We start from the raw sequence: 8,872 nt of genomic DNA, 5'->3' as shown, positions 1-8,872 counted from the left end.
CAGCTTTTATCAATTTTACATCTCTTTAACTTAAATTAGTTATAATTTTGAAAAATTTTTTTATAAAAAGGAAAAAGATGAGAGCGCTTCTTAGTGTTAGCGACAAAACAGGTATTGTGGATTTTGCAAAAGAGCTTCAGGCTTTGGGATATGAGATAGTTAGCACCGGGGGAACGTGGAGAGTGTTAAAAGATGCAGGTATTGAGGTAACAGAAATTAGCGAAATTACAAATTTCCCAGAATGCTTTAACGGAAGAGTAAAAACTCTTAATCCTTACGTTCACGGAGGGATACTTTATAGAAGAAACAAACCAGATCATATAGAAGAGGCAAAAAAGCTGCAAATTGAACCAATAGATATAGTTTGCGTAAATCTTTATCCATTTAAAGAGACGATAGAGAGAACCGATGATTTTGAAGAAATTATTGAAAATATTGATATTGGCGGACCTACAATGGTTAGAAGCGCGGCTAAAAATTTTGAAAGCGTAATTGTGGTCACCGATCCAAAAGATTATGAAAAAGTAATTGATGCGCTAAAAAATGGTAAAAACACCCTTGAATTTAGAAGAGATTTGATGATAAAAGCCTTTGAACATACCGCAAATTACGACGCCACTATAGCAAATTATATGAATAAAAGATTTAACGATGGATTTGGCCAAAAACAGTTTATAGTAGGAGATAAAGTATTTAATACAAGATATGGAGAAAACCCTCACCAAAAAGGTGCTCTTTATCAATTTGAAAAATTTTATAGCGATTTGAATATCATAAAAGGAGAGCCAAGCTTTAATAATCTAACAGATATTAACTCAGCAACTAAAATCGCCGTGAGTTTAGGTAAAGGAAGTATAGTAATTGTTAAACACGGAAATCCTTGCGGAGCAGCACTAAAAGATGATTTAATAACTTCATGGCAAAAGGCATTAGAGTGCGATCCAATAAGCGCTTTTGGTGGGGTTGTTGCCGTAAATGGAGTAGTAACAAAAGAGTTGGCCCAGGAGATAAACAAAATATTTGTAGAGGTTATAATAGCCGCTACAATAACCGAAGAGGCAAAAGATGTATTTGAGAGTAAAAAAAGAGTAAAACTTTTTGATCTAAAAAAGCCTGAGCTTGAAATAAGCGGCGATTTGTTTGATTTTAAACATATTGAAGGTGGTTTTGTATATCAAGATGCGGATTTTGTAAAAGATGAAGAGGTTTTAGAAGCAAAACAGGTCAGTAAAGTTGGAGTGGAGGATAAAAAAGATCTATTGATGGCCTACAAAATTGCCGCTCTTACAAAATCAAACTGTGTCGCTTACGTAAAAGATGGTGCTTTAGTTGCTATAGGTATGGGTATGACAAGTAGAGTGGATGCCGCAAAATGCGCACTTAAAAAGGCAAATGAGCTTGGAATCGATGTTAGAGGCTCTTCTATGGCTAGCGAAGCTTTTTTCCCTTTTAGAGATAGTATCGATGAAGCTGCAAAAGCGGGAGTAAAAGCTATAATAGAGCCTGGAGGTAGTATAAGGGATGATGAAGTGATCGAAGCTGCCAATGAGCATAAAATTGCTTTATATTTTAGCGGAGTTAGACACTTTTTGCATTAAAGGAGGGCCCCTTTGGGGCAAAAGGATATGAATTATATAGGAACAGCAGGTTGGTATATACCAAAAGAATTTAGCGAGTTTTTTCAACATAATGGAACTCATCTTGAAAAAAACTCAAAAGTTTTTAATATTACTGAAATTAATCAAACATTTTATAAGCTACCAAAAGATTCTACATTTTCAAAATGGGCAAAAATAACTCCAAATAATTTTAAATTTAGCGTAAAATTACATAGAAAATTTACTCATTTTAAAAGATTAGGTGACGTTGAAGGATTAAAAGATTTTTTAACCTCTATATCCAATCTACAAAATAAACTCTTTTCTATACTTGTCCAACTTCCGCCTTCTTTAGAGTTTGAAAAAGATAATTTTGAAAAATTTTTTAGCTATTTTAGAAAAATATATAAAGGTTATATCGCTCTTGAAGCAAGAAATAGAAGCTGGATAGATTCTGATGAGCTTTTAAAAAAATATAAAATAGCCCGAGTCGCCACAGACCCAAGTAGATTTGATCTTGATAAAGAGCCTGGAGGATATAAAGAAATATCTTATTTTAGGCTGCATGGTAGTCCTAAAATATATTATAGCGAGTATAGTCAAACTTTTTTAAATGAATTAGCTGCAAAAATAAAAAAATTAAAATCCAAAAATAATGTAATCATTTTTGACAATACTGCAGGAAAAGTGGCGATAAAAAATGCTTTGGAGTTAAAAGAGATTTTGAATGAAACTAAATAAAATAGAAAAATTAAAACTTGAATTAAAACCGATTTTTTATTATGAAAAATTAAAAAATTTAAAAATCGATAATATCACAGAAGCTGATAGATTTTATTTAAAAAATTTCGGGTTCTACAACACTAAGTTGCGCCCAGATAAATTTATGCTTCGTATAAGGATACCAGGAGGTAAAATAGAGTTAGAAAAATTAAAAAAAATAGTAAATTTGGCAAAAGAGTATGAAGCTAAAATTGTATTAACTTCAAGAGCGCAGATAGAACTTCATGATCTTGATCTTGATTGTGCAATAGATATACATTACTCTTTGGAAAATAGTGGTATAACTACGTTTCAAACATTAACTGACAATTTTAGAAATATAATAACCGATCCTCTTGATGGGGTGGGGGAGAGCAACTATTTTGAAGTATATCCCATTATTTTGAAAATGCAAAAGCTTTTTTTGAAAAACAAAGATTTCGTTGGAATGATTCCAAGAAAATTTAATACCGCAATAAGCGCAAATAAAGATAATATCGTCTCTTTTTTTGCAAATGATTGCTATTTTGCCCTCGCAAAAAAAGATAATGAGTTAGGTTTTAATATCTATCTTGGCGGAAAAAATATAGATGTGGCAAAAGATGCGGATATTTTTGTAAAAAAAGATGATGTTGTAAATATTTACGAAGCGATTATTAAAGCATATCAAAAATATGGCTTAAGAGAAAATAGAACAAAAGCAAGACTTTATCATCTTTTGCAAAATGTGGGTTTAGATGGATTTAAAAGTATGATCCAAGAGTTTTATAATAAAGAGTTAAAAACAAAAGGTGAACCTATTTTAGGAAAGAAAATCCATAACGATTGGCATACATTAAAAAATGGAAGATTTGCGTATAGATACAAAAGTCGTTTTGGCGAAATAGAGACGGCTATTTTTGAAAATATTATAAAATATTGCTTAAAAAATGGATATGAGATTAGAATAGGGGCGGATCAAAATCTATATATATTAAACTTAAAAGAGAAAATTTTTCCATTTAAACCTCTTTCTCAAAATCAAAACATAGTAGTGTGTGCCGGAGAAAAGTATTGCATATACTCTCTTTTTGATACGAAAGATGAAGCTTCTAAGTTGATATTAGATGATATTAACAAATACAACATCAAAATAGGCTATAGCGGATGCCTTAAAGGTTGTGAAAGACATATACTCTCTGATATTGGATTTGTAGGTATTAGAACAAACCTTTATAAAGGAGTGGAAAGGGGAGTTAGAGTATATCTTGGAGGATTATATACAAAAGAAGCCTTTGCGGCAAGGCTTATTTATTGGGCAGTGCCTTTGAGAAAACTAAATATAGTTTTAAAAATAATAATAGATGAGTTTAAAAATAGCGGTTTTTTAGAATTTGAAGAGTTTAGTAAAAAGGTTTTAAACGGTTATAGCACCGAATTTTTGGCATTTTGGTTTTTATATAAATTGGCTTATGGTAAAAAGATATATTTAAATAAAGATGGAAATAGCCTTCTTAAAAAACTAAATATAAATACCCAAGAGCTATTTTCTACTATTAAAACTCTTGAGAAAAAAATCTACTCATAAAATATGATATAATCTCACTAAAGTTTCTTTATCTATACTTACCCAATATTTTAAGGAGGAGAGTATGGCCAAACACCATTTTGAAGCTGAAGTTAGTAAACTTTTACATTTAATGATCCACTCCCTCTATAGTCACAAAGAGATATTTTTAAGAGAGCTTATTTCAAACGCAAACGATGCTATAGATAAACTAAATCTTTTGAGATTGACAGATGAAAAGTTTAAAGATTTGGTATTTGAGCCAAAAATAACCATAACTATTGATGAGATTGATAAAAGATTGATAATAAGCGATAACGGGATAGGTATGGATGATGTTGATCTTGTAGAAAATCTTGGAACGATAGCAAAAAGCGGAACAAAAAATTTTTTGGAAAACTTAACGGGGGATGCGAAAAAAGACGCAAAATTGATAGGCCAGTTTGGTGTGGGATTTTATAGCGCTTATATGGTGGCAAAAGAGGTTGAGGTAATCAGCAAAAAAGCTGGCGATGAGAAAGCTTGGATATTTAGAAGTTTAGGAAAAGATGAGTTTGAGATAGATGAGGCTAAAAGAGACTCTTTTGGAACAGACGTGATTTTATATCTAAACGAAGATAGTCTTGAATTTTTGGATGAGTTTAAAATAAAAGAGATCGTAAAAAAATATAGTGACCATATCCCATATAAAATCTATCTTAAAAAAGATGATAAAGAGGAGCAGATAAATAGCGCAAACGCCCTTTGGAGACTTTCTAAAAACGAGATAAAAGAGGATGAATATATTCAGTTTTACAAATATAATTGGCACGATGAGAGCGATCCTCTTTTTTGGATACATACAAAAGCTGAAGGAACTTTAGAGTATTCAACCCTCTTTTTTATACCATCGGTTAGACCTTTTGATCTATTTAGAGTAGATTATGAACCCGGAGTCAAACTATATGTAAAAAATGTATTTATTATGGACGATAAAGAGTTGATTCCCACATATTTAAGATTTATAAGAGGAATTATCGATTCTGAAGATTTGCCATTAAATATTAGCAGAGAGATGCTACAGCAAAATATAATACTTTCAAAAATAAAAAAGGCTTCTGTTAAAAAGATATTAAACGAACTAAAAAAACTAAAAGATAAAGATAGAAAAAAATATATAAAATTTTGGGAACTTTTTGGAAAGGTTTTAAAAGAGGGGCTGGCAAGCGATTATGAAAACAGAGAGCTTTTGGTAGAGCTTTTAATGTTTAAAACGTCAAAGAGTGATGAATATATTGATTTTAAAACATATATTGAGAATATGAAAGATAATCAAAAATCGATCTACTATCTTATAGGCGAAAAAGAGCTTCAAAATTCTCCATTGCTTGATAAGTTTAAAAAAGAGGATTTTGAAGTGATTTTGTTTGATGAAGAGATAGATAGTTTTGTTATACCTACAATTGGCGAATATAAAAATAAAAAATTAAAATCTATTAGCTCTACTGAAGTCGATGAAGATTTTGGTGATATAAAAGTTGATGAAGAAAAATATAAAGATTTGATAAATTCTTTAAAAAAAGCGCTAAAAGATGAAGTAAAAGATGTAAAAGTAACAAATAGGCTCACACAAAATCCGGCATGCTTGGTTTTTGACAAAAATGATCCAGAGTTTAGTGCATATCAGATGTTAAAGCAGATGGGAGGAAGTGATCTAAAAGAGCCTAAAGCCATACTTGAGATAAATCCAAATCATGAGATATTTTCGAAAATGTTATTAAAAAACGATTTTTCTTTTGTTGAAGATATAGCAAAGGTTGTTTATAACGAAGCAAGACTTTTAGAAGGAATGGAGATAAAAAATAGTCTATCTTTTTGTAACAGCTTAAATAAAATAGTCTCAAAAGCGCTAAGTTGAGGAAAATTTTAAAAATTTTAAAAAGAGCGATGAAAAAGGAGTATCTTTTTGTTTACGGCTCTTTAAAAAAAGAGTATAACAACTATTATGCCAAATTTTTAAGAAAAAACTCCCTATTTTTAAAAGAAGGGTATATTACTGGGAAAATTTTTCAAATTAGCTGGTATGTTGGTCTTAAAAAATCTATTTTTAAAAAAGATAAAGTATTTGGAGAGATATATTTGATTAAAAATCCAAAAAAAGTTTTTAAAATTTTAGATAGATATGAAGAGGCGAGCAAATATAATATAAAAGGGTATGAATATAAAAGGGCTAAAAGTATAGTCTATCTTAATAGAAAAAAGATTAAGGCTTGGGTATATTTTTATAAAAATAGTTGATTGACCTAGACTAAAGTTTTATGATATAATTGCATTAAAAATGCTTGGGAGGGCAAAATTGAGTAAAAGTTTATATGAAACATTGGGAGTTAGCCCTAACGCTTCACAAGATGAAATAAAAAAGGCATATAGAAAACTTGCGAGGAAATATCACCCAGATATCTGTAAAGAACCAGAATGTGAAGAAAAATTTAAAGAGATAAACGCCGCATACGAGATATTAAGCGATCCTCAAAAGAGGGCTCAATATGATCAATATGGCGATGCAATGTTTGGAGGGCAAAATTTTCACGATTTTGCAAGACAAAATTTTGAAGGCGGCGTAGATCTTGATGAGATTTTAAGATCGATTTTTGGCGGCGGTTTTGGAGGATTTGAAAGAGGAGGTTTTGGCTTTGGTTTTGAGGATTTTGCAAAACCAGACCTTGATATACACGCAAAAATCACTATCCCTTTTAGAACCGCGGTTCTTGGGGGAACACACTCAATTACCATTAATCAAGAGAGCTTTGATGTGAGGATCCCTCCCGGAGTTAGAGATGGAGACACCCTTAGAATTAGAGGAAAAGGAAAAAGTTATCAAGGAAGAAGAGGAGATCTGCTATTAAAAGTAGAAGTGGCTCCAGATCCCGAATATGAAAGAGTAGGGGATGATCTTTATAAAAAAATAGATATTCCTTTGAAAATTGCTATGTTTGGAGGTAAAATAAAAGTAAATACTTTAGAAAAAGAGATAACCCTTAAAGTGCCCAAAAATACAAAATGTAATCAAAAATTTAGAGTAAAGGGTCTTGGGGTTTTAAATAGAAAAACAAAAATAAAAGGAGATCTATATTTAAGGGCAAATATAATATTGCCAAAAATAGAAGAGCTAGATCCTGAACTTGCTAAAATAATGGAAGAAAGACTTCCTGGAGGTGAATAATGTATGGATATGATGAACCGGTATTTTTAATAAGCGTTGTCGCAAAAGTATTAAATATCCATCCTCAAACATTAAGACAATATGAAAGAGAAGGGCTTATCACTCCTTCAAGAACCGAAGGAAAAATGAGACTATATTCTCAAAGAGATATAGATAGAATAAAAATGATTTTAAGACTCACAAGAGAACTTGGGGTAAATCTTGCTGGTGTTGATATTATTTTAAGACTTAAAGAGCAGATCGAGGAGATGGAAAAAGAGATAGAAGAGTTAAGAGAAGAGCTAAACGAATGTAAATCTCAAGGATATGTTCCCAAAAATCGTGCAATCGTCAAAAGAAAAAATAATTATGAAATAATAATTTTTGATGAAGAGTAAGATACTCTACTCTTTAAGTCTTTCTATATCTGCGCCAAGAGATTGAAGCTTTTTTTCTAAAGCTTCATATCCTCTATCTAAATGATATATTCTATGCACTTTCGTTACCCCTTTTGCTTTTAGTCCAGCTAACACTAAAGCGCTACTTGCCCTTAGATCAGTAGCCATAACATCGGCTCCGTAAAGTTCGCAAGGTCCGTTTATGGTAGCCACGTTTCCTTTTAAATGTATGTTTGCTCCAAATCTTAAAAGTTCGCTAACATGCATAAATCTATTTTCAAAAAGTCTCTCTTCAATGATTGAAGTGCCTTTAGCCATGAGAGCCAAACTCATAAACTGAGCCTGCATATCCGTTGGAAACCCAGGGTATTCAGAAGTTATTATCTCTACAGGATAAATTTTTTTAGCCGGATAAATTGTTATTTGATTTTTCTTTGTTTCAAGAGGAAAACCCATTTGAGAAAGTTTTGTTAATATTGCATCCATATGAGCTGGCTCTACGTCCAAAAGTGTAATCATAGAGTTTGTTATAGCAGCCGCACAAAGATATGTTCCAGCTTCAATTCTATCAGGAATTACAAAAAAGTCTTTAAAATTTAAAAGTTCTCCTTCGGTTCCTCTTATCTTTAGCTCATCAGTCCCTATTCCTTCAATCTCTACACCGCTATCTTTTAAAACTTCGCACAACTGCACAACTTCAGGCTCTTTTGCGGCATTTACTATAGTAGTTGTGCCTTTTGCCAAGCTGGCTGCCATAACTATATTTTCGGTTCCTGTTACAGTTATTTTGTCAAAAATTATATGTGCGCCTTTTAGCCCTTTTTTTGCTTTTGTAAGCACATATCCGTTTTTTATCTCAATTTCCGCGCCCATTAATTCTAAAGCTTTTAGATGCAAATCTATCGGTCTTTGACCTATAGCGCAACCTCCTGGAAGACTTACTTCACAATGGCCAAATCTTGCAAGAAGTGGTCCCAAAACCAATATGGAAGCTCTCATGGTTTTTACGATATCATAAACGGCGGTAGTTGAATTGATAGTGGAGGTATCTATTTTTGCGCTATTTTTTTCATACCAAAAATTCGCGCCTAAAATACTTAATAAATTTAACAACGTTCTAATATCTTTTACGTTAGGTAGATTATGTATGTTTACGATATTTTTAGCTAATATAGTTGAAGCTATCAAAGGCAAAGCAGCGTTTTTCGCACCGGATATTTTTATACTTCCAGATAATTTTTTGCCGCCTTGGATTTTTAAATAATCCATATAAGACCTTTTAATTTAATTTTTATAATTATACTAAAAGAATATTAAAGAAAAATGTTATATTATTTAATATCATTTTTAAAAGAGAAAAAAAGATGGAATCAAAATTAGAAAGATT

8 protein-coding genes are annotated in these 8,872 nt (G+C 31.5%); 7 read left to right on the top strand and 1 reads right to left on the bottom strand.

The annotated features are described in order from the left end of the window. Positions 1-77 precede the first annotated feature (77 nt). From purH to AC30RD_RS04020, 7 genes are all read left to right on the top strand, one after another. Positions 78-1,598: a bifunctional phosphoribosylaminoimidazolecarboxamide formyltransferase/IMP cyclohydrolase gene (purH, locus tag AC30RD_RS04050; protein WP_489492980.1), complete on the top strand. Its 1,521-nt coding sequence runs from the start codon at positions 78-80 to the stop codon at positions 1,596-1,598. Between the two features lie 27 nt (positions 1,599-1,625). Then, positions 1,626-2,339 (top strand): DUF72 domain-containing protein, encoded by a 714-nt coding sequence (locus AC30RD_RS04045; RefSeq protein ID WP_489492979.1) that lies wholly within the window; start codon positions 1,626-1,628, stop codon positions 2,337-2,339. Further along, a complete protein-coding gene (locus AC30RD_RS04040) occupies positions 2,326-3,927 on the top strand; it encodes a nitrite/sulfite reductase (RefSeq protein WP_489492977.1) in 1,602 nt (533 codons plus the stop codon). The genes AC30RD_RS04045 and AC30RD_RS04040 overlap by 14 nt, the downstream gene beginning before the upstream one ends. Before the next feature lie 64 nt (positions 3,928-3,991). Further along, positions 3,992-5,803, top strand: coding sequence for a molecular chaperone HtpG (htpG, locus tag AC30RD_RS04035; RefSeq protein ID WP_489492975.1), 1,812 nt, complete (start codon positions 3,992-3,994; stop codon positions 5,801-5,803). Next, entirely contained in the window at positions 5,800-6,183 is a 384-nt protein-coding gene (locus AC30RD_RS04030) for a gamma-glutamylcyclotransferase family protein (RefSeq protein WP_489492974.1), read from the top strand. Before htpG ends, AC30RD_RS04030 begins: the two co-directional genes overlap by 4 nt. A gap of 58 nt (positions 6,184-6,241) precedes the next feature. Continuing rightward, entirely contained in the window at positions 6,242-7,108 is an 867-nt protein-coding gene (locus AC30RD_RS04025) for a DnaJ C-terminal domain-containing protein (RefSeq protein WP_489492973.1), read from the top strand. Continuing rightward, positions 7,108-7,485 (top strand): heat shock protein transcriptional repressor HspR, encoded by a 378-nt coding sequence (locus AC30RD_RS04020; protein WP_489492972.1) that lies wholly within the window; start codon positions 7,108-7,110, stop codon positions 7,483-7,485. Before AC30RD_RS04025 ends, AC30RD_RS04020 begins: the two co-directional genes overlap by 1 nt. A gap of 6 nt (positions 7,486-7,491) precedes the next feature. Here AC30RD_RS04020 and murA read toward each other — a convergent pair whose 3' ends face one another. Beyond that, on the bottom strand, positions 7,492-8,754 hold the full coding sequence (gene murA / locus AC30RD_RS04015; protein WP_489492971.1) for a UDP-N-acetylglucosamine 1-carboxyvinyltransferase: 1,263 nt from the start codon (positions 8,752-8,754) through the stop codon (positions 7,492-7,494). Between the last annotated feature and the right edge of the window lie 118 nt (positions 8,755-8,872).

This window comes from Nitrosophilus sp. (genome assembly GCF_982775275.1).
Note: the sequence above shows the minus strand (reverse complement) of the source record. Positions and strands in the feature narration are given on the sequence as shown.